Source organism: Pseudomonas sp. Eth.TT006, from assembly GCF_054456575.1.
In genome coordinates this window covers 19,140-41,830 of the sequence record NZ_JBTJEN010000010.1, presented here as the reverse complement: position 1 = coordinate 41,830, position 22,691 = coordinate 19,140, and the positions used below count along the sequence as shown (strand labels likewise).

General features: G+C 60.0%; 13 protein-coding genes. 4 read left to right on the top strand and 9 right to left on the bottom strand.

Annotated features, from left to right (window positions below; genetic code table 11):
* Positions 1 to 197: 197 nt before the first annotated feature.
* Entirely contained in the window at positions 198 to 4,856 is a 4,659-nt protein-coding gene (locus ACXR0M_RS17225; RefSeq protein WP_458833007.1) for a hypothetical protein, read from the top strand.
* Between the two features lie 25 nt (positions 4,857 to 4,881).
* Here ACXR0M_RS17225 and ACXR0M_RS17220 read toward each other — a convergent pair whose 3' ends face one another.
* The 5 genes from ACXR0M_RS17220 to ACXR0M_RS17200 all read right to left on the bottom strand — a co-directional run bounded on the left by ACXR0M_RS17220 (position 4,882) and on the right by ACXR0M_RS17200 (position 9,275).
* Positions 4,882 to 6,699, bottom strand: a complete 1,818-nt coding sequence (locus tag ACXR0M_RS17220; protein ID WP_458833006.1) for an ABC transporter ATP-binding protein — start codon at positions 6,697 to 6,699, stop codon at positions 4,882 to 4,884.
* Positions 6,692 to 7,294, bottom strand: coding sequence for a DsbA family protein (locus ACXR0M_RS17215; RefSeq protein WP_458833139.1), 603 nt, complete (start codon positions 7,292 to 7,294; stop codon positions 6,692 to 6,694). Before ACXR0M_RS17215 ends, ACXR0M_RS17220 begins: the two co-directional genes overlap by 8 nt.
* A 35-nt stretch (positions 7,295 to 7,329) precedes the next feature.
* Entirely contained in the window at positions 7,330 to 8,271 is a 942-nt protein-coding gene (gene trhO / locus ACXR0M_RS17210) for an oxygen-dependent tRNA uridine(34) hydroxylase TrhO (RefSeq protein WP_458833005.1), read from the bottom strand.
* Between the two features lie 173 nt (positions 8,272 to 8,444).
* A complete protein-coding gene (locus tag ACXR0M_RS17205) occupies positions 8,445 to 8,744 on the bottom strand; it encodes a BolA family protein (protein ID WP_458556389.1) in 300 nt (99 codons plus the stop codon).
* Positions 8,745 to 8,756: 12 nt separating this feature from the next.
* Complete coding sequence (locus tag ACXR0M_RS17200; protein ID WP_003226938.1) at positions 8,757 to 9,275, bottom strand: DUF2059 domain-containing protein; 519 nt, start codon at positions 9,273 to 9,275, stop codon at positions 8,757 to 8,759.
* Between the two features lie 193 nt (positions 9,276 to 9,468).
* Here ACXR0M_RS17200 and ACXR0M_RS17195 point away from each other — a divergent pair, with 193 nt between their 5' ends.
* Positions 9,469 to 10,863, top strand: a complete 1,395-nt coding sequence (locus ACXR0M_RS17195) for a class II fumarate hydratase (protein ID WP_458833004.1) — start codon at positions 9,469 to 9,471, stop codon at positions 10,861 to 10,863.
* Positions 10,864 to 10,951: 88 nt separating this feature from the next.
* Here ACXR0M_RS17195 and ACXR0M_RS17190 read toward each other — a convergent pair whose 3' ends face one another.
* Positions 10,952 to 11,905 carry a DMT family transporter gene (locus ACXR0M_RS17190; RefSeq protein ID WP_458833003.1) on the bottom strand — a complete coding sequence of 318 codons (954 nt, stop codon included), beginning with the start codon at positions 11,903 to 11,905 and terminating at the stop codon, positions 10,952 to 10,954.
* 210 nt (positions 11,906 to 12,115) lie between these two features.
* Between ACXR0M_RS17190 and ACXR0M_RS17185 the strand changes: the two genes are divergently transcribed.
* Entirely contained in the window at positions 12,116 to 12,319 is a 204-nt protein-coding gene (locus tag ACXR0M_RS17185; RefSeq protein ID WP_458833002.1) for a DUF6316 family protein, read from the top strand.
* Positions 12,320 to 12,446: 127 nt separating this feature from the next.
* On the opposite strand, the gene ACXR0M_RS17180 is transcribed toward ACXR0M_RS17185, so the two are convergent.
* A complete protein-coding gene (locus tag ACXR0M_RS17180) occupies positions 12,447 to 13,631 on the bottom strand; it encodes a thiolase family protein (RefSeq protein ID WP_458833001.1) in 1,185 nt (394 codons plus the stop codon).
* A gap of 102 nt (positions 13,632 to 13,733) precedes the next feature.
* Entirely contained in the window at positions 13,734 to 15,248 is a 1,515-nt protein-coding gene (pap, locus tag ACXR0M_RS17175; protein WP_458833000.1) for a polyphosphate:AMP phosphotransferase, read from the bottom strand.
* 331 nt (positions 15,249 to 15,579) lie between these two features.
* Here pap and mnmC point away from each other — a divergent pair, with 331 nt between their 5' ends.
* Entirely contained in the window at positions 15,580 to 17,559 is a 1,980-nt protein-coding gene (gene mnmC / locus ACXR0M_RS17170; RefSeq protein WP_458832999.1) for a bifunctional tRNA (5-methylaminomethyl-2-thiouridine)(34)-methyltransferase MnmD/FAD-dependent 5-carboxymethylaminomethyl-2-thiouridine(34) oxidoreductase MnmC, read from the top strand.
* Positions 17,560 to 17,580: 21 nt separating this feature from the next.
* Here the strand turns inward: mnmC and ACXR0M_RS17165 are convergent, their stop codons facing one another.
* Positions 17,581 to 22,407 (bottom strand): NEL-type E3 ubiquitin ligase domain-containing protein, encoded by a 4,827-nt coding sequence (locus ACXR0M_RS17165; protein WP_458832998.1) that lies wholly within the window; start codon positions 22,405 to 22,407, stop codon positions 17,581 to 17,583.
* Positions 22,408 to 22,691: the final 284 nt, after the last annotated feature.

Genomic DNA, 22,691 nt, shown 5'->3' with positions numbered 1-22,691 from the left:
CATGACAACAACGCGATTATCGTGCGGACTGATTCCTTAGCCTAGGGCGCGTTGCCAATCCCGGCAAGCCAGCAGCGAAAAACGCTTTTCTTGTGCAGCAATAGATATGCACCCCACATAACATCGTGCCGGTTGGTGTAATCGACCTCCAGTCCCTGCAAACGTGCCGGGGATCCGACAAGGTTACGGAAGCCACCATGCAAGAAATCGAAACGGACATTCCCCCCGCCACCACCGCCCCAGATACCGCTCAACTCCATCAGGCGCAGCTTGAGGATTACCAGCAACTGCTGTCGGCTTTGCGCGAGCAGTCTTTCACCCTTGCTCAACTGAAGCAAAAATTGCTACAACCAAAGCCTTTTTCACCTCTGCACCAAGAGCATCAAGTCGGGCTGAGCACATTGAAACGATTGCTCGACGACCCCGACTATCAGGCACTGTGCCGCAGTAAAAACATTGATCCAAACGTTCTGGTAGTCACTCTCAAGGACACCCGCCTTGTTTGCGAAGTTTCAGATATCGAAGGTGGCGGCGATAGTCAGTTAGTGCTGGACAGCATTGCCAAGTGGCAGGAATTACGCGCCGAGATCGAAAAAGCCGTAACTACCCTCGGCGGGCAGCTGCGTCTTGACGGTCAGGTTGCCGCACCGCGAATGGCCACTTTCTATGGGTTGTCGGCATGGGACCCGGCCGAATCGGCACAGCATCAAGCCGCAATCTCGGCTGTTGAGGAGAAGGTTGCAAACTTGCAACTGGGACTGGAAGACGATTTCGACTTGTTCGATCTCATGCCGGCGTTGACGGAGAATGATCGACAGGTTTCGGTTCAAGGCGGAGCGTTCTCGGATGAGTTGCAGAGGCAATTCATCACCGGTGAAATCAAGCGGGTGATTCAGACCTTTTTACCGGGTGGCGTCACCTCGCCCCTGACTCACCTGGCCAACGATATCCTTTCGTCCAATGCGCTTGAAGCGATTCGACCACTTCCGACGGTTTTCCTGCAAAAGATCCTCAACAGTCCGCAGGCACGAGCACTGGGCGACCTGTTACTGACCACCATGAAATGGTACGGCGGCGTCGCAGGAGAGCAATCCTCTGAGCGCGTTCGCATTCAGTTGACGGCACAGGCGCTGCGCATCTGGTACGCCACAAGAATCATCCAGACGCCGGGTATTGCCGGCTATTCGCTGCAATCCAGGGACAATTGGGGGAAAAGTTACCGCGCAATATGGCGAGCGTTTGAAGAGCATTTACGACGCTCGGGAAGAGCCGCATCGGACAAGGAAGCCATCGTCATGGCCAGACTGTTCCTCTGCGAGTTTCCGAGCGATTTTCGCGTCAAGGACATACCGCAGGAGTTGACCTACAAAGGATCCGTGGAATGGATCAATTTTGTCACCGGAGTAAATCTTGTTGGCTTCAGCGATCCGCAGGCGCTCGACAGAAAGTCCTTCCGCACCCTGAAGAATCTGCCTTTTGAAAGCCATGGGCGTACGGAGCAAGAGCAACTGTACGGGGTCAGTCTGGCAATGTTGCAGCCCACCCTGGACTGGGCAATCAGCCAGGCTCTTCTTCCCGAGCAGAGTGCCGACGAATACACCTATGCGCAAATTGAGCAGGCGCTGAGCAAAGTGGATGAGTACAGCAAATCCCTGGGCGAGGCGGTCAAGAAGCTTAACGAAGCGACGCCAACCCGCCTGTCGATTGCACAAGAGATCGTGACCCACGATTTAGCGGCGATCACGCGTCATGCTGCGAACAAGGACACTTTCTGGGACGACCATGAACTGGCGAGCTGGACTCGATACCTCAATTGGGCAAAAAGATACTCACCGGCGGAGGTGGTGGCTGACGATAACTTTGACAAGGCGGCGCCATGGGCCGTTATAGAAAAAAACACCAACAGGATAATGTTTTACATCTGGCTGGACGAGCAACGAAAGTTGCACATCGGCGACACGAACTCTTCGCGCGCATACAACACGGTATGCAACGCCAGGACGCTGTTTGAAACGCACTTCAGCAGGCATATCCGCTCATTGACCGAGGCCTATGAGTTATTGATAAAAAACCTGCTGACATCCCTTTCTTACACTGACCGTGAATCACTGGAATTCGGCAAGCTCACGATCCACTCCCTGCGCAAGGAAACCTACAACATCCAGGCCAAACATGAGACGCCGGAAAAAATACTGCCGCGACGCGCGCGTAACGGGCTGTTGTTAGTGTCTTCGCATAACGCCACAACCCGTACATTTGAATTGCTTCCGCGCGCCGGGATTATTCGGCGCATCGATAACCTCGACCCCGGCCTGTTCGGCGGTCAGCTCAAATCCGCAACCTGGAGTGCCGGCACCCAGCCCTATCAGGTCGAAGTCTTGAGCCACAAGACGCTACCGTTTGACTGGCAAGCCCACGCCACAGGCAGCCAGCCACGCCCGGGCAGCCATTGCGAGGCAATCATCGAGCCGTTGGGCAGTACCTTCCTCGCTCCAGACACGATCGAAACGCTGCAAGATCCGGCACTGACCATCGATTCAAAACGAACCCGGGACATCAGTCATTTCATTGCCAGCGAGCTACTGTTCGTTGATCCAAAAGCGCTGCGCAGCGCCGCGTATGGGGAAACCGCCTTTGACCGCGAAAAGACCTCTCGCGAGCGCGCCCAGAACATCGGCAAGTTATTCGTACCCTTCTGGAAATCCGTGGAAGACGTGCGCTCTGACGATATTGAACGCAACGTCAATGGCGCCTTTGGCATCGGGATGGAGTTGGCAGTCTTCAGCGTCCCTGTCGGCAAAATGGCTGGCGGCATGAGCAACCTGCTCTTCAATAGCAGAAGCCTGGGCACTTCCGCCCGGCTCGCGGCCCTGGCCACCCTGAGCAAAGAGGTGTCGACGCTCACCTTGCAAGCATTGAATCCGCTGGGCGGCATTGGACTGTTGCTCAAATCCCTGGGATCACGTGCGCTCAGGTACATCAAGTCCGGTTTGTTCACGCTGAAAGTCATGCGACGTTCAGCCGGACATTACGATGTGGCGCGAAGCTTGCCACAGGCGCGTGATGCAGGACGCTGGAAACCAGCCACGTCGGGGGATCGTCTGGGTACGGTGAGAGGCATTGAAGACGTCCCGATACGCCAGACCGGCACGGCTGCAATGCCGGCCTTCCATGCCGTCGATCCTCTCTCGGGCAGACCTTTCGGACCGCGACTGCTCAGCTCCGACGTCTCCGTAGGCCGCTCGTTTTATCGACGAATAGACACCACTCATCACGAAGAACTGTATGCGGTGGCCAAAGCCGCTCGCATCAAAAAAGCGCTGCAACAGGACGGAAGAACCGCAGTCTGGATAGACGACGTGGCCTACCGGGTGCAGAACCATGCCTTGCGGCGTGTCGACAGCCTGGATGCAAGTCAGACACTGAAACGCGTGCCATGCCGCACACGCCGGGTTCCCAATCAACCTTGTATAGAAAAATTCGCCAATAACGACTCCCCCGCCGTGCGGCCGGCGATGGGCAGCTTCTCGGAGCACGACAGCTGGGCGCCATGGTTCGGTGACGGTACATTCACGGCTTCTGCGGCCACGCCAACCCGGCCCTACCGACTGCTGAACTACGAAAACACAATCTATCGAGCCAGGGGCAATGAACTCCATCCTTACCGGGGACAGCCTGCCGCGATCGGGCTCAATTCCCTCAGGCCCATTGCCAGAACCACCCTCAACGCCCGCCTGCAGTTTCAGGAAGGAATATTTGCCGGTCTGAAGGTCAATGGCAGTGCCGTCGGCATCGACGATGTGCATGAAGTGGGAGCGCTGATTGTCTACAGCAAGGACGGCAATCATCGCTATGTATTTACCTGCTTGAACATGAATGACTACTACATGGCCAAGCTTGCCGCCACGGACGATCTTCAGCAGACGCTGCAAATGAGCAAGGTGTCCGCCCAGGAATTACTGGCTGATACCGCCGCCCGCGAGCTGCGGCGCATCTATATTGGCTCGTTGAATGCCAACAACATGGTGCGTATTCACGGGCGCGAGCAGGTTCATCGGGCCCTGGACACGATCAACGAGTACGCGGTGACGATTGGCGCGCCATCCAGGCCGTGGGAAGAACTCCATTGGGTACGGGTGACGGCTTACCCAGCCTCATCACTGCTGTTCGATGGTCCGACGCGAGCGACGGTGGTGACGCTGGCAGACGGCGCCAGAACATGGAGCAGAAGCACCGAGACCAGCACCCGGTTGCAACGTGCCATTGGCGACAGGTTCGATGCGTTGTTTGCAAGGTCGAGCCGCGCGTCATCCCGTGCGCAAGCGATAGATCAGGCGATGATCGATCTGCAAAGTCTGACCGGCGACTCACGGCAATCGCTGCGCAACATTGCCTATGCCGACGTGGTGACCGCCACAGGCGCAAAACAGGTCTACGTCAGCGTATCCGGCGCAGGCGACAACACGCGGCATTTACCGCTGTTCAGTTCCGGCCGGCGTAAAGTGGTCAACCAAGGCGACACGTCCTATTTCAACGTCGACGGACTCAGGCAACGCAGCGCCCCTGAAGCACTCAGCCTGGCGAATGATGAGGCGCTGCTGTCGATTCCCCATCCGGTGACTCATCCGGCGCGCACCGATATCCTCGAGCGCGCGACATCTGTCGACAGCGAAAGCAAGCTGGTGGCCTTCATCCGGGAAAAGTTTCCGAACCAGGGCGATCTACGTTCGGCCAATGTGGTCACCACCCTGCCGCCCTGTGACTCGTGCTCGATCATCATCAAAGGCTTCGGGCAGGATCGGCAGATTGCCGACCTGAACGTGATCTGGGGCCAGCGTCCCAGGCAGCCGAGATAACGTTCAGCCAGCGCTTCGCAGAGGCTCAGTGCTGCTGCAGATGTCCGTAGAGTCTGGCGTACAAGCCACCGTCGGCGATCAACTGCTGGTGATCGCCGTCTTCGGCCACTTGCCCGCCGTCGAACACCAGCACGCGATCTGCCTGTTTCACCGCCGACAGACGATGGGCAATGATCAACGTGGTGCGGCCATGGAGGAATTTCGCCATGGCCTGATGCAGGTTGTACTCGGTGGCGGCATCGAGGGCCGAGGTGGCTTCATCGAGGATCACCACTTTCGGCTCGGCGAGAATCATCCGCGCAATCGCCAGCCGCTGGCGCTGACCACCGGACAGGCGCACGCCGGAGCGGCCGACGATGCTGTCGAGGCCATCCGGCAAGGCACGGATGGTCGCCTCCAACTGGGCGATTTCCAGTGCCTGCCAGCAGGCTTCGTCGCTGCGGCTGCGGCCCATGGTCAGGTTGGCGCGCACGGTATCGTTGAACAAGGCCGGATGTTGCAGCACCACCGCGACGTTTTCGCGCACGGTTTCCAGACCGATTTCCTGCTGGGTCGAACCACCAAAGCGGATCGTCCCGGCCACTGGCGTGTACAGCCCCAGGAGCAACTGCACCAAGGTGCTTTTTCCACCGCCGCTGGCACCGACAATCGCGACTTTTTCACCGGGGGCGATCGACAGGTTCATCTGATCCACCACCAGTTCGTCGCCGTAACCAAAGCTCAGCCCCTGCACTTCGATGCCCACGGTTTCGCGGCCCTTGAACGGATCGACGCCACCCGGATACTGCGGCTCGTCAGCGCGGGCCAGCAGTTCGTTGATCCGCGCCAGCGCACCGCCCGCCGCGTAGTAGGCGTATTGCAGATTGAGCAGTTGTTCGACCGGACCGATCATGAACCACAGGTAACTGAACACCGCGAGCATCTGGCCGATCGACAGGTCGGAGAACAGCACCGTGAGCATGGCGGCGGCGCGGAAGATGTCGATGCCGAACTGGAACAGCAGACCGCTGGCGCGGTTCGAGGCATCGGTTTTCCACTGCGAGTTGACCGCGTAGTCGCGCACTTCCTGGGCGCGCTGCCCGAGTCGGCCGAGGAAGAAGCCCTGACGGTTGCCGGCACGCACTTCCTGGATCGCATCGAGGGTTTCACTCAGGGCCTGGGTGAAACGCGAGGTGCTGTCGTTCTCCAGTTTCTTCAGGTGCTTGACCCGCTTGCCCAACTGCACCGTGGCGTAGATCACCAGCGGGTTGAACAGCAGGATCAGCAGCGCCAGTTTCCAGTGCATCCACATCAGGATGCTGGCGGTGCCGACCAGGGTCAGCATCGCCACCAGAAAGCGGCTGAGGGTTTCGCCGACGAACTTGTCGAGGGTGTCCAGATCGGTGACCAGGTGCGTGGTCACCGTGCCGCTGCCAAGGCTTTCGTACTCACCGAGAGAAATACGCTTGAGGCGTTCGATCAGGCGCACGCGAATGCGGTAGACGATGTCTTTCGCCAGCCGCGCAAACAGCCGCGCCTGCAACACGCCAAAACACAGGGCGCTACAACGCAGGGTCAGAGTCACCAGCAGCATCAGGCCAATGTAGCCCGCAGCCTGCTGCCACATCGATGGCAGCACCTGGTTCATGACTTTCAGCGCGGCGTCGCCGTGGCCGAGCAGGACTTCGTCCACCAGCAACGGCAGCAGCAACGGAATCGGCACGCTGCACAGCGTCGCCAGAACGGCCACGCCGTTGGCGATCCACAGGGATTTCTTGTGATGCAGTGCCAGACGCCGGACTTCTGCCCAGCTCAGCCGGTCGACACGCTCTACGGCTGGCGTGTCAGCGGCCCGGTCAGGCACAGGCCAGACGCTCCAGCCAGCGGCCGAGCAATGGCGAAAGCTCACTGAGCGGTTGATAGCCGTTGGTCAGCAACGCCAGTTGGCCATTGCGTTCGGCGAGCAAGGTGGGAAATCCGGCGATGCCCAGATCCTGCACCCAAGTGAAATCGGCCTGCGTAGCCTTGTGTTGATCGGCATGATCGAACAGGCCGGCAAATTCGATGCGCGGCACACCGGCCTGCTCGGCCAGCTCCACCAGCACACTGGCCTGGGTGACGTCGCGCCCTTCAACGTAAAACGCCTTCTGGATCAGCCCCACCAGCGTCCACGCGCAATCCGGTGCCAGGCTGCGCGCGGTGACGATCGCCCGACAGGCCGGTTCGGTGTCGTAGACGAAGCCGTCGGGCAGCGCGCCGTCGAACTTGAAGTGCTGGCCCGTGGCCTCGGTGACCGCCTGCCAGTGCTCAAGAATGTAGCGCCGCGTGGTCGGTTCCAGCGCCGCACCGCTGCCGGTGCGCAAGCCGCCGACCACCAGATGCAGTTCCACCCCGGCTGCCTGCGCCTGCTCGACCAGTGCCTTGGCGACCGGAGCGAAGCCCCAGCACCAGGAACACATCGGATCCATCACATAGAGCAGGCGCGCAGACATGATTAAGCCTCGGTGGATGCTTGTTTATAGTTGTAGCCGATCGGGTGCGGCATGTTGCGTGCCTTGGCCAGTTCGATCTGCTTCTGCCGGTCGATGGCACTGCGGCGGGTCTTCTCGCTCAGCGTATCCCAGCAGTGCGGGCAGCTGATGCCGGCCACGTAATGCTCGGAGGCGCGATCTTCAACGCTGACCGGCGTGCGGCAGGCATGACATTGATCGTAGTCGCCTTCGCTGAGGTCGTGACGCACGGTCACGCGGTTGTCGAACACGAAGCAGTCGCCCTGCCACTTGGTTTGTTCCTGCGGCACCTCTTCGAGGTACTTCAGGATACCGCCCTTGAGGTGGTAAACCTCTTCGAAACCCTCGCCCAGCATGTAGCTCGAGGCTTTCTCGCAGCGAATGCCGCCGGTGCAGAACATCGCGACTTTCTTGTGCACGGCCGGGTCGAAGTGTTCTTTGATGTAGTCGGGGAATTCGCGAAAACTGGTGGTTTTCGGATCGATGGCGCCTTCGAAGGTGCCGATCGACACTTCATAATCATTGCGGGTGTCGATCAGCAGCACTTCCGGGTCGCTGATCAGCGCATTCCAGTCGCGCGGCTCGACATAGGTGCCGACCTTTTTATTCGGGTCCACGCCTTCCACGCCGAGGGTGACGATTTCTTTCTTCAGTTTGACCTTGGTGCGGTAGAACGGCTGCTCGTCGCAGTACGACTCTTTGTGGTCGATGTCGACCATGCGCGGATCGTTCTTCAGCCAGGCGAGCAGGCCATCGATGCCTTCGCGAGTGCCGGACACGGTGCCGTTGATGCCTTCTTCAGCGATCAGCAGGGTACCTTTGATACCGTTGTCGACCATCGCTTGCAGCAGCGGCTCGCGCAGGTTGACGTAATTTTCGAGGGTGACGAACTTATACAGTGCCGCCACGACAATCGGTTGTGTCATGGGTATTTCTCCAGGTGGCTACCCTCGCAAAGGGTGAACCGGATTCAAAAAAAACGCGCCGGCTAAGCGGCGCGTTGCGGATTCTAGCAAAAAAGCAGCTGCAAGCTCCAAGCTTCAAGCGGCAAGCAGTACGTCGCTGCTTTTGATTCTGCTTGCAGCTTGCCGCTTGAAGCTTATCGCTGCTTTCCTCCTGCACAAGTCGGCGACGCCGGAGCGGCGCCCACTTCTGCCCATTCCTGCGGGGTGTAGGTGTGCAGCGCCAACGCATGAAACTCGCCCATCAGCTCGCCGAGCGTGCCGTAGACTTTCTGGTGGCGCTTGACCCGGTTCAGGCCTTCGAACTGCGCGCTGACCACCACGGCCTTGAAGTGGGTCTGTAACCCGCGACTGTGCATGTGGCTTTCGTCCAGCACCTGCAGATGCTCAGGCTGAAGCAGGCCCAGCGTCGATTCGATGCGTTGTTGCATGGTCATCACGAACTCCGCTTACTTCTTCTTGGCCGGTGCAGCGCCTTTCGGTGCCAGCTCGTTGGTCATATCGTCGAGCAGCTTGTTGACCACAGGCACCGCGCTTTCCAGTTTGGCCTGAGTCATCTGGGCCGATTGCTGAGTCAGCTGCGGCATTTTTTCCAGGACTTTCTTGCCCAGTGGCGACTGGTAGAACGCGACCAGGTCTTTCAGCTCGGATTCGCTGAAGTTGCTGGTGTAGAGCTTGACCATGTCAGGCTTGAGCTTGTTCCAGCCGATGGCCTGATCCAGCGCGGCGTTGGCCTTGGCCTGGTAGGTTTCCAGTACGGCTTTCTTGGATTCCGGCGCTTTGGTTTGCTCAAAACGCTGCGCGAACATTTGCTGCACTTGCATGTACACCGGAGTGCCCAGCTTGTCAGCGTGCGCCAGGGTCAGGAATGCTTCGGCACTGGCGTTGTGGCTGGCGGTATCGGCAAGCACCTGGCCGCTGGCGCAAACCAGTGCAACCGCGGTGCAGATGGCACGAAGACGAGTCATCGAGTTTCCTTTTCAGCTAGGCGAGGTAAAACCCCAAGGGCGACCATTCTGCGCCTAAAAAACCCCGTGGCTCAACCCCCGGCCCTTGCCGTGCTTGCCTGGCCGGGTTTTACCGGTCAACAATCAGCTCGACGGAACCACCCGGGCCTGACCGGGCCTAAACAGCGCAAACAGACCAACAGGAGTGTGCACGATGAGCCGTATCGAAACCGACAGCCTGGGCCAGATCGAGGTCCCGGAAGACGCTTACTGGGGTGCTCAGACGCAACGCTCGCTGATCAACTTCGCCATCGGTCAGGAACGCATGCCGCTACCGGTATTGCACGCCCTGGCCCTGATCAAGAAAGCCGCCGCGCGGGTCAATGACCGCAACGGCGACCTGCCCGCCGACATCGCCCGCCTGATCGAACAGGCTGCCGACGAAGTCCTCGACGGCCAGCACGACGATCAGTTCCCGCTGGTGGTCTGGCAGACCGGCAGCGGCACCCAGAGCAACATGAACGTCAACGAAGTGATTGCCGGCCGCGCCAACGAACTGGCCGGCAACCCGCGCGGCGGCAAGACGCCGGTGCATCCGAACGATCACGTCAACCGCTCGCAAAGCTCCAACGACTGCTTCCCCACCGCCATGAGCATCGCCACCGCCAAAGCCGTGCAGGAGCAATTGCTGCCGGCCATCGCCGAGCTGTCCGGCGGTCTGGCCGAACTGGCCGCGCGTCACATGAAACTGGTGAAGACCGGCCGCACGCACATGATGGACGCGACGCCGATCACCTTCGGTCAGGAACTGTCGGGGTTCATCGCGCAACTGGATTACGCCGAACGGGCGATCCGCGCGGCGCTGCCGGCGGTGTGTGAACTGGCGCAGGGCGGCACCGCGGTCGGTACCGGCCTGAATTCGCCGCACGGTTTTGGCGAAGCGATTGCCGCCGAACTTGCCGCGCTGTCCGGCCTGCCGTTTGTCACCGCACCGAACAAGTTTGCCGCACTGGCCGGGCATGAACCGCTGGCCAGTCTGTCCGGCGCGCTGAAGACCCTCGCCGTGGCGCTGATGAAAATCGCCAACGACCTGCGCCTGCTCGGCTCCGGCCCGCGCGCGGGCTTTGCCGAGGTCAAGCTGCCGGCCAACGAACCGGGCAGTTCGATCATGCCCGGCAAGGTCAACCCGACCCAGTGCGAAGCGTTGTCGATGCTCGCCTGCCAGGTGCTGGGCAACGACGTGACCATCGGCATCGCCGCCAGTCAGGGGCACCTGCAGCTGAACGTGTACAAACCGGTGATCATCCACAACCTGCTGCAATCGATCCGTCTGCTCGCCGACGGCTGCAGCAACTTCCAGCAGCACTGCATCGCCGGTCTCGAGCCGGACGCCGGAGTAATGGCCAGCCACCTGGAACGCGGGCTGATGCTGGTGACCGCGCTGAACCCGCACATCGGCTACGACAAGTCGGCGGAAATCGCCAAGAAGGCCTACAGCGAAGGCCTGACCTTGCGTGAGGCGGCGTTGCAGCTGGGCTATCTGACGGATGAAGAGTTCGATGCCTGGGTGCGGCCGGAGAACATGATCGAGGCTGGCGCCAAGGGTTAACAGCCAAAAGATCGCAGCCTGCGGCAGCTCCTACAGTTTGGAATGCGTTCCTCTGTAGGAGCTGCCGCAGGCTGCGATCTTTTGCTTTTCAGGCCATCCGCATCCGCCGCGCCTTCAACCCGGCCAGCAACGACGGCCCCAACGCCACCAGCGCCGACCCCAGCACCACCAGCACCGCCCCGCCATAACCCAGACCATTGATCTGCTCGGCATGCACGTAGTCCGGCCAGATCCACGCCGCCATCGCCACCGCACCGAAGGTCACCAACGGCGTGATCGCCAAGGTCGCACTGACCCGCGACGCCTCCCAATGCGCCAGCGCCTCGGCAAATGCGCCGTAGGCGATCAGCGTATTCATGCAGCAGGCCAGCAACAGCCAGCCCTGCAACGGGCTCAATTCCAGAGCCTTGAGCGGATGCACCCACGGCGTCAGCAACAAGGCGCAGAACAGGTAGATCACCATCATCACCTGCAACGAATTCCACACCGTGAGCAATTGCTTCTGCCCCAGAGCGTAGAACGTCCAGACCGTCGAGGCCAGCAACACCAGCAACACGCCGGCGGTGTAGTCCGACAGTGAGGTGAGCAATTCCGCCAGACGCTGATTGAAGAACAGCACAAAGCCGATCAGCAGCACCGCCAGGCCAATGCCCTGACCGATGCTGAAGCGCTCCTTGAACACAAACAGACTGGCAATCAGCAACATGATCGGCCCCATCTGCACCACCAGTTGTGCGGTGCCGGGGCTGAGCAGGTTGAGCCCCATCAGGTACAGCACGTAGTTGCCCACCAGCCCCAGCACCGCCATCAGCACCAGCCAGCCGCCTCTGGGACCGAGCGCCTTGCGACTCGGCAAGCGCCGGACCGACGCCAGATAAATGAACAGGCAGCCGCCGGACACCAGCAGGCGAAACCAGGTCACGGTGATCGGGTCCATCACCTGCAACACCTGTTTGAGCTTGATCGGCAGAATGCCCCAGAGCAACGCCGTCAGCAGCGCCAGGAACAGCCCGTAAACCCAGCGACCGGATGAAATGTGCATGCGAACCCCAATGCCTGCTGACAAGAGCGGTCATTCTAGGCCCGCCCGCCGGCGCAACACAGTGACAGTTCGGGCCAGGCCGCGAATGAAACTGTGCGGGTCGCAACGGTAATTTGACGGCTCACCGTTGATCAGCTCGACGGGCGCGGCAAGTGCTTCAGGCATAAGCTCAGGCAACGTCTTTCAACGCATTACTCAAGGAGGCCGATCATGTACGGAATGCGCGCTCAGGACAGCGCCCCCGCCACGCACTTTCGCAGCGACCGGCTGTGTCGGGTCAATGGCGAACTGTATTTCAGCACGCGGGAGAACACCCTTGAGGGGCCGTTCGATAGCCCGGAGAAAGCCGAGCGGGAAATACACGCGTATATCGCGCGGATGCAGCTTAAGGATTCCAACCGGGTAGCCGGTTGATGCCATCGCTGGCAAGCCAGCTCCCACAGGGTTCGAGGGTGTTCACAAAATACAGGCAACACCTCACAACCTGTGGGAGCTGGCTTGCCAGCGATGGCGGCTTTGAAGGCGATAACTATCTCCGGGCTTAACGCACCGCCTCAAACAACCCCGTCGCCCCCATCCCGCCACCCACGCACATGGTCACGATGCCGTAACGCAGATTGCGCCGCTGCAACTCGCGCACCAGATGCCCGACCTGCCGTGACCCGGTCATGCCGAACGGGTGGCCGATGGAAATCGAACCGCCGTTGACGTTGTATTTGTCGTTATCGATCTCCAGCCGATTACGCGCGTACAGGCACTGCGACGCAAACGCCTCGTTGAGTTCCCACAGATCGATATCCGCCACCTGCAGGCCTTTGGCCTTGAGCAGTTTCGGCACCGAGAACACCGGGCCGATGCCCATCTCGTCCGGCTCGCAGCCGGCGACGGTGAAACCACGAAAAAACGCCTTGGGCTTGAGTCCCAGTTGCAGGGCCTTTTCCAGGCTCATCACCAGTGTCATCGAGGCGCCGTCAGACAGCTGCGACGAGTTGCCGGCCGTCACCGAACCGTCGTCGGCAAATACCGGTTTCAAGCCAGCGAGGCTCTCGTAGGTGGTGTCCGGGCGGTTGCAGTCGTCGTGATCGACGACGCCATCGAGAATCTGTACCTCACCGCTGTTTTTATCCTCGACCCGGTACTTGACCGCCATCGGCACGATCTCGTCATTGAACACCCCGGCGGCCTGCGCCTGGGCGGTGCGCAACTGGCTTTGCAGCGCATAACGATCCTGCGCCTCGCGGCTGACTGCATACCGGCGCGCGACCACTTCGGCGGTCTGGCCCATCGTGTAATAGATGCCCGGCACCTGTTGCTTGAGCAACGGGTTGATCAGGTGATCGGTGTTGACGCTTTTCAGGGTCAGGCTGATCGATTCGACGCCGCCGGCGACGATGATGTCGCTGCACCCGGAGGCAATCTGGTTGGCGGCAATCGCGATCGCCTGCAGACCCGAGGAGCAGAACCGATTGAGGGTCATGCCAGCCACCTGGGTGCCCAGCCGCGACAGCACCGCGACGTTGCGGCCGATGTTGTAACCCTGCGCGCCTTCGTTGGAACCGGCGCCGACGATGCAGTCCTCGACGCTGGCCGGATCGATGTCGTTGCGCGACAGCAGCGCGTTGACGCAATGGGCCGCCATGTCGTCGGGACGGGTCTGGTTGAACTTGCCGCGGAAGGACTTGGCCAGGCCGGTCCGCACGCTGTCGACGATCACCACTTCACGCATGGCATACCTCAATTGTTGTTGTCGGAGAGAGTGGACCGAGAATAAGTCCACCCCACTGCCGACCGCGACAATCATTCACCCGGCGTATGCGTGCCCATCGGCTCAGTCCTTGTGCTTTTTCGCATGTTTGTCGGACTTCTCGAACGCCTCTTCGAGCGCGCGGTTGAGCGTGCGCAGCACCTTGACCCGGGCCCAGCGCTTGTCATTGGCCTCGACCAGCGTCCACGGGGCAATCTCGGTGCTGGTGCGGTCGACCATATCGCCCACTGCCGCGCGATAGTCGTCCCACTTGTCGCGGTTGCGCCAGTCGTCTTCGGTGATCTTGAAGCGCTTGAAGGGTATGTCTTCACGCTCCTTGAAACGCTCCATCTGCGTGTCCTTGTCGATCGCCAGCCAGAATTTGACCACGATGACTCCGGCATCGGTCAGTTGCTCTTCGAAGTCATTGATCTCGCTGTAGGCGCGCAGCCAGTCGGCCGTGCTGCAAAAGCCTTCGACCCGCTCCACCAGCACCCGGCCATACCAGGAGCGATCGAACACGGTGAACTTGCCGCGCGCCGGCAGGTGCCGCCAGAAACGCCACAGGTACGGTTGCGCGCGCTCTTCTTCAGTCGGCGCGGCAATCGGCACGATGTTGTACTGACGCGGATCGAGCGCTGCCGCCACCCGACGGATCGCCCCGCCCTTGCCTGCCGCGTCGTTGCCTTCGAACACCGCCACCAAGGCGTGGCGACGCATGCGCTTGTCACGCATCAGCCCGGACAGTCGCGCCTGCTCGGTGATCAGTTGTTCCTCGTAGTCTTTCTTGTCCAGCTGCTGAGTGAGGTCGAGGCTGTCGAGCAGGTTCAGTTGATCGACTGCCGTGCCCAGCGGTGCCGCACTGACCTGCTCGGGGTGCACCTGTGGCCGTTTGAGCGCGTTTTGCAAACCTTCGAGGAGGATCTTGCCGACCGCCAGACTGCGGTAATTGGCGTCCATGCCTTCGATGATGTGCCATGGCGCGTAGTCGCGGCTGGTGCGGCGCAACACACGCTCGCCGTATTTGACGAACTTGTCGTAGGTCTGCGATTGCTGCCAGTCCAGCGGGCTTATGCGCCAGCTGTGCAGCGGGTCGTCGGCCAGAGCCTTGAGCCGCGCCTTCATCTGTTTCTTGGACAGGTGGAACCAGAACTTGAAGATCAGCGCGCCTTCATCGCAGAGCATCTTTTCCAGACGCTCGGCCCCGGCAATCGCCTGATCCAGACGCGGATCCTTGAACAGCCCATGGACCCGACCCTGGAGCATCTGGCTGTACCAGTTGCCGAAGAAAATCCCCATCCGCCCTTTCGCCGGAAGCATCCGCCAATAGCGCCAGGCCGGTGGCCGCGCCAGTTCTTCATCGGTCTGCTGATCGAAGGTGCGCACCTCGATCAGGCGCGGATCCATCCACTCGTTGAGCAACTTGACGGTCTCGCCCTTGCCCGCGCCTTCAATACCGTTAATCAGAATGATCACCGGGAAACGCTTCTGCTGCTGCAACTCGAACTGCGCTTCCAGCAGTGCTTCACGCAGCGCAGGCACCGCCGCGTCGTAGGTTTCTTTGTCGATGGCGTGACCGATTTCAGCGGATTCAAACATGGGGACGGCTCCTTCCAGGATTGAGCAAGACTAGCGGATTGGGCATGGGCGCGGCAGAGAAATTCCGCTCCTTTTGGCTTCAAGAAAAACTCTGTGGTGAGGGGATTCATCCCCGATCGGCTGCGCAGCAGTCGCAATCCTGCATCTGAAAGGTGAATGGTTTTGGGGCCGCTTCGCAGCCCATCGGGGATCAATCCCCTCACCACAGGGGTTCTGTGTCAGTGCTTAAATTGTCGATTGTCTTCTAGACTGCCGCCGCCCGCCTTGCCACGGATCAAGCACCCTCCCCCCAATCGGCTAGAATGGCCGCCTTGTCGTTGCCGAGCCTGCCATGAAACCTGTATTGCCCCACGCCCAACTCGACTGGGATGACCAGGGACGCCCGCGTTCGCGGGTGTTCGATGATGTGTATTTTTCCGACCAGTCGGGGCTGGAGGAAACCCGCTACGTGTTCCTCGAACAGAACCGGCTGGCCGAACGTTTCGCTGCTTTGCCGGCGCACGGGCGACTGGTGATCGGCGAAACCGGGTTCGGCACCGGGCTGAATTTTCTCTGCGCCTGGCAGTTGTTCGAGCAACACGCGTTGGCCGGTGCGCGGCTGCATTTTGTCAGCGTCGAAAAGTACCCGTTGAGTCCGGCCGATCTGCAACGGGCCCTGGCCCTGTGGCCGCAACTCAAACCTTTGGCCGATCAGTTGCTGAAGCATTACGTGGCGATCCATCAGGGTTTTCAACGGATCGTTCTGGACCATGGCCGGGTGACGCTGACGCTGCTGATCGGCGATGCGCTGGAGCAACTGCCGCAACTCGATGCGCAGATCGACGCGTGGTTTCTCGACGGTTTCGCCCCGGCAAAAAACCCCGAGATGTGGACCGCCGAACTGTTCAGCGAACTCGCGCGCCTGGCCGCGCCGGGCTCGACCATCAGCACCTTCACCAGCACCGGCTGGGTGCGGCGCCTGCTGAATGCCGCCGGGTTCAAGATGAAGCGCACGCCAGGCATTGGCCACAAGTGGGAAATCCTCCGTGGCGAGTTCCTCGGCTGGCCACAGGACGTCGCGCCACCGCTGCCGGACAAACCGTGGTTCGCCCGCCCTGCCCCGCTGAACGCTGAGCGCCGGGCGCTGGTGATCGGCGCCGGACTGGCCGGTTGTGCCAGTGCTGCCAGTCTCGCCGCACGTGGTTGGCACGTGAGTTTGCTCGAGCGGCACGACGCCGTGGCGCAGGAAGCCTCGGGCAATCCGCAGGGCGTGCTCTACCTGAAATTGTCGGCCCACGGCACGGCGTTATCGCAACTGATCGTCAGCGGCTTCGGCTACACCCGCCGCCTGCTGGAAACCCTGCAACGCGGCACGGATTGGGACGCTTGCGGCGTGCTGCAAATGGCGTTCAATGCCAAGGAAGCCGAGCGTCACGCGCAACTGGCTGCGGCATTCCCCGAAGACCTGCTGCACTGGCTGGATCAGCCGCAAGCCGAAACCCGGGCCGGCATCGGTCTGGCCCATGGCGGCCTGTACTACCCCGAAGGTGGCTGGGTGCATCCGCCGGCGCTGTGTCGGGCACAAGCCGCGCAACCGAACATCGAACTGCTCAAACATCATGAAGCGCTGGAACTGCGTAAGGTCGACGGGCAGTGGCAAGCGCTCGACGGCGATCATCTGCTCGCCAGCGCGCCGGTGGTGGTGCTGGCCGGCGCCGCAGAGATCAAACGTTTTGCACAGAGTGCCAAGCTGCCGCTCAAGCGCATTCGCGGGCAGATCACCCGCCTGCCGCAAACCGCCGAGAGTCAGGCGCTGCGCACCGTGGTCTGCGCCGAAGGTTATGTCGCGCCCGCACGTCTTGGCGAACACACCCTCGGCGCCAGCTTCGACTTCAGTAGCGATGACCTGACCCCGACCACCGCCGAACACCTGGGCAATCTGGCGATGCTTGAGGAGATTTCCAGCGACCTGGTGCAGCGTCTGCACATGGCCGAACAGCCTGCAGAAACCCTCGAGGGCCGCGCCGCGTTCCGCTGCACCAGCCCCGATTACCTGCCGATCGTCGGTCCCCTTGCCGACCGCGAAGCCTTTGACCGCACCTATGCCGTCCTGGGAAAAGACGCACGGCAGGTACCGGATATCGCCTGCCCTTGGCTGGACGGTCTATACGTAAACAGCGGCCACGGTTCTCGAGGACTGATTACCGCGCCACTGTCCGGCGAATTGCTCGCAGGGTGGCTGAATGATGAACCGCTGCCCCTGCCCAGAAGCGTTGCAGAGGCGTGTCATCCGAATCGGTTTGCCTTGCGGCGACTGATCCGGGGCAAATGACCCGGTACCCCCGGATCGGGATCAACCACCGGGCAATAGACAGATATTGCCCTCAACCAGCCGTATCACTTGCTCGGTCAACCGTTCGAGCAAGGCACTTTCGGTCTGCTCCAGTCGGCTGGCGCACAGGTTCATTTCGCTCAGATAGTCTGCAGAGTTGAGCTCCTCAGCCTTCTCGAACAATGCCAGGGCCTCCTCGTGATGTGGTGCGCGAGCGTCTTCAAACTGCTGTGCGAAGCTGCTTTTCGCGTAATCGCTCCAAAAGGGCTGACGAACCAGAAACTTCAACCACTGTGAAGAAAGCTCGGCGGTCTGGACTCTGTTGATGGCTTCTACCAGATCGGCCCCTGTCACCTCGGCAATCGCCGCATATCGCATGTGCGAGGGCTGCCCGGGCAACTCGAGTGACTCCGCCAGCCCGGAGCGGTAAGCCAGAGCCACCTCCAGAGGATCGGGTGAGTTGTGTTTTACCGAGTACTCTGTGGCTATCCGATCGAGCTGCTCAAGCCGGAACAATCCCCTTGCCAACTTCATCAGCGACGCCGCCGAAGGCGGCCGACCACGGGAAGCCCGGGTCACATGGTGGACTTGCACGGCGACCTCCAGATGACTGAAATTCAGCGCCGCGTTATCCGTGCAATTGATCGGATTGGCTGCCAGATCGAAAATCTGCTGGCGCAATTCGACATCGGTCTGTGTTGCTTCCAGGACGTTCCAGACCCGACGCGACATGTCTTCGCGTACGTGTTCCGACTCGGCTGAGTTGCCCAGCTCTGCCAGCAACTGAAACAGACCTTCAGCGACCGGATCATCCTTGATTGCAGTCCAGGTCTGCAGATGCCGGGAGCCCACCGCCCCTCCGGTCTCGGTCAACCAGATTGAACGCGCCAGGTTTTCATCAAGTCGTGGGATGTCGTTTTCCAGGTATCCCATGCCGACACCCACTGTTTCGCGGTAGGTATCAAGTTGGATCCTGCTGGCGCCGGAAATCGGATTATTGCGCAGATTGATCGTTTCGCTGAAACGCCTGGAGGTTTCAAAGAGCCAGGCAGGCAGATCACGGATATCGTTGTCACGCAGATCCACCCGTTTCAGATTAGGCAGAAGCTGCAACCCCTTGGGCAGCTCAGTGGCACGGGTGTTACGCAGGTAAAGATGATTCAGCTCGAACAAACCGCCAACATCTACCGTGGCTCCAAGGCGGTTTCCGCTCAAATTCAGGCTTTCCAATCCACGCAATCGGGACAGCTTCACCAGTGTATGTTCTGTCAGTTGAATCCGGTTGTTTTCCAGACTCAAATGCTTGAGGTTCGGCATGTGCGAAATGACCTCAGGCAGCAGAGTCAGCTGGTTGCTGTCCAGCCCGAGGGACTCGACCTGCCTGAAGGCCTTGAGAAAGTAGGCGACATCGTTGTCCAGCTTCATGTTTTGCAGTGACAGATGCCTGACATGGTCGAAGGTCAAACCGACCGGCAGGGTCGGTAGCTTGCCGCAGCGCATGCCATCCAGGCTCAGGCCATAGACCGGGCGCTGAAATCCATCGCGCTGGAAAACCAGCCGACAAAAACTATATTGGATCTCATGAGCCACAATCTTTCGGCAATCGCGCAACTCACCCAGATCACCACCCAGTGCCTTCATGGATGCAACGTCTTCCATCCAGACATCCGTCACCTCACGCAGTCTTCGGAGTTCGTCCTGCAACGCCCTGACCCGAATGGCCCGAGTCAGATGATCATTGCCCAACTGATCAAGAAACTCGCCGGCCTGCTGATCGGTAAACGAGGGATACAGTTTTTTCACTTTGCGTATCAATCGACGCGAATGTGTTGCCGGCTCGACGGGCGAGTCGGCGAGCGTACATACAGGTTCGGAGATCTCCGCTTGCAACTGCCCTCCCGCCAGTAACCGGGACGAACCTTCACGCTCATCCGAGGCACAATCCAGAAGTTTTCGGCGCAGACGCCCACCATCGTCAGCCCTCGACTCCGCAAATCCGATGGCCTTGCGCTGGCGCAACGAAAGCCCCTTGAGAATCGCCAGATAGAGACTTTCCGACCCGTGAGCCACGCGCCCCAGCGATTTCCCGTCACTGCCAAACACTTCGTAACCATTGTCGAGTCTCACTAATGTGCATGAACTCGACGTGACCAGCGGTTTATCGCCTGATGCATCCAGCAACTCACCGCTCAGCTTTTGCGCTCGCAATTCCAGATAGAACTCAGGATCCCATCCATTGAGCTTCGGCAAAAACCGGACAGCCAGTTTGTCAGTGTCGGTGCTGGCGATATCGGCCAGGTAAAACCCCGTCAACGCTCGATCAACACGCACATCGCTCGTGGCCTGACGAGCTCTCTGTGCCAGCCCCATGGGGATCCGCCCGGTGCTGCGCAAGTGCATCCGTTCGACGCTCGGCGTGTGCCTGAGCAACTCCTTCGCGTATCGCACCGGCAGATCGGGACAGGCATCGCGCAATTTGAGCAACTCACCGGCGGCCGCTCGATCGTAGCGTCGATAGAGATGATCGAACGTCAATCTGCGATCAGCCTTGACCGCGGCCCCGATCACTTTCGCCAACTGTGCGCAGGCATCGTCCGGGGCAACGCTCGTGCCAATCAGCGCCTGCACTTCCCGGGGGTACAAGCCGTCGATGACCGTCTGCAACAACTCGCCCTTTTCCAGTTGTGCGTGACTCACAACGACGCTCACGGTGTCATCGTCAATCGAACCAGGAGGAAAGGTCGCGGTGACGTTGGCATTTTCATCAACGACCTTGATGTAGCGATCGGCAGGCCAGTTGGCGAGACGGGGCAGAGCCTGCAACTGCTCCTCGGAGTAGCGGGCGTCGCTCGTTTCGCCGGCTTCCATCGAGGTCACGAAATCACGCAGTCGGCGTTCGAGCCTGAAACGCTCGAGCGTGTCACGCAGACGTGCAGGTAACGGCAGTTTGCTGTCGAACAGACGCTGCAGATCGCTAAGATCGGTGTCCGTCAACTGTAGGATCATCTCAAGGCGACTGTCGTCGATGGCCGCCAGTCCCGAATCGATGCGTTTGAGCATGTAGGCACCACTCCAGCGTTCGGTCTCCTCGAAAGTGTGGCGCCAGCCTCCATGGTTGCTGTACTCCAGTGCCGGAGCGTAGGCATCGGGACGCCCGGGATGCCGGATGCGCCAGGTGTTGGTAGCGGGTTCCTGGACTACTTCGTAGAAAGGGTGATCGATGCGAACGAAGGTCTGGTCGTCGATCCGGTACCGTCCCTGCGCATCGGGCTCGACCGTCGCCGCTGTCGGCAACGACTGTTCATAACTGCGCAGGTCCGGCTTCCATAACCGAGCCTGGGCCTGGCGGTTGAGTATCGCGGTGAACGGCTGAAAAAAATCCGGATGTTTGCGAACCGTCGTGATCATCAGGGATTTCACGCCCTTGATCCCGGCGCCCACGGCAGTCATCAGCAAAATGTTTTCAGCGACACTGAGCAAATGGGTAAACGCTTCCTGGCGGTCACCTCGACTCCAATCCTCGACGCCTTCGTACACCTCCGCGAGCATTTGACCTATAGCGACCCCCATCATCAACTGCCCAAGTACCGGCACGAAGAGCCCCGCCACATTGGCGACAGTCATGCCAAGCTCCAGGTAATGGAGCAAGCGCTTCTTGCGCTCCTCCTCATCAATGTCGGCAGTCGGCACGACGAGCGAACGGGCATCGAGTTGCAGCTTGCCGACATGGCTCTTGAGCATGAAGTCAAACAGCGAGTCGGTTATTTCCAGCTGTTTGACGTGACCCAGACTACCGGTACTTGCAAGGGTGCTGAAAAAGTCAGCCTTGTCGACTTCACCGATACAGTGCGAAAAGTAGCTTTTGAAGCTGCCCACTCCCAGTCTGAATTCCAGATACGCGATGAATGCAGTGAAACTGGAGTACTCGTAGAGTGGGTGATCGGGATTGCCGGGCATGTAGACCAGGCACCATTGATCCGGCTCCAGCTCGACCGAACGCTCGGAAAACACCACGACGCCCCAGATGCAGCTGTCGAGCAGTTCGATCCCCTGCATGATCAACGGTCTGCCTCGGTACTGAAGGTTTTGCGCACTCGCCACACCTGCGGCATTCATCAGTTGCTGAATCGTCTGAAAACCGTCCCGGGACACGTGTTCCTTCATAAGTGCCAGATGCAGATCCACTTGCAGCAACTGCTTTTTCATCAAGGTGATGTTGCGAACCACAGTGCCGGTGGCGCCCCAAATGCCGTTGATCTCCCTGCCCCCGAAAACCTCCTGAAAATGCGCCTGGTATTGTTTTCCGAGATCAAGGTTTCGGCAGAATTCGGCGAACGCCCCCGGTGTCAGGCCGCTAATACCTCCGGGCACACTGGCAATGCGCACTACGCTGCCCTCGGGGAAATAATCGGCTCCGGCCTCATCTTCAGTAAAGTTCTGCATCGCGGCGTCCAGCAACGTCGGGGTGGCTGGCGGGATGACTGCCGCGCCACCTCCTGGCGGCGTCACGGGTTCGCAGCCGCAATAGCTTCCCGGCAACTCCAGATAGTCTTTCTCGACATCGAACGCTGCTGACCAGCGAGCGCTCAGGGCACGGTTCAACCGGTCAATGCAGAATCTCTTCAGCGGCTGAAGCCGGCTCATGTCCGTATCGACTTGCGTCTGGGTCGTGTGCAGGTTGCGCGCGGCCCTGTCCAGTGCCGCCAATGTGTCGGCACTGACTTTGAGCAGTGCGGGGGGCAGGTTTTTCTGCAATACGCGAGCGGACTCCAGGTCGCCCGTGGCATCGAGCAAAAAGCTCAGCTTTTGTTTGTCCGTAAGGGTGACCGGCTCTGGTGTGGTGCGCATGGGCAATATTCCTTTATTGCTGTTGGGTCCCTTTACCCTATCGATCCCGGCACTGAATAAAAAACACGGAAAACTGCCCGGTGGAGCGGGCAAACAAGCAGCAATCCACATGTTTTGAATATTTATCTACCGCCTACGGCCTCAGACAGAATGATATTGGCCCATTGGTCAGGCCGGCTTGCTTATAACCGATCGTTCTAAAACTCCCACCTCCACACCGGGTCAGTTTCTGGGTACCGACCATTTCGGCGCGGTTCAGCGACACCTTCCCCAACGGAAAAACC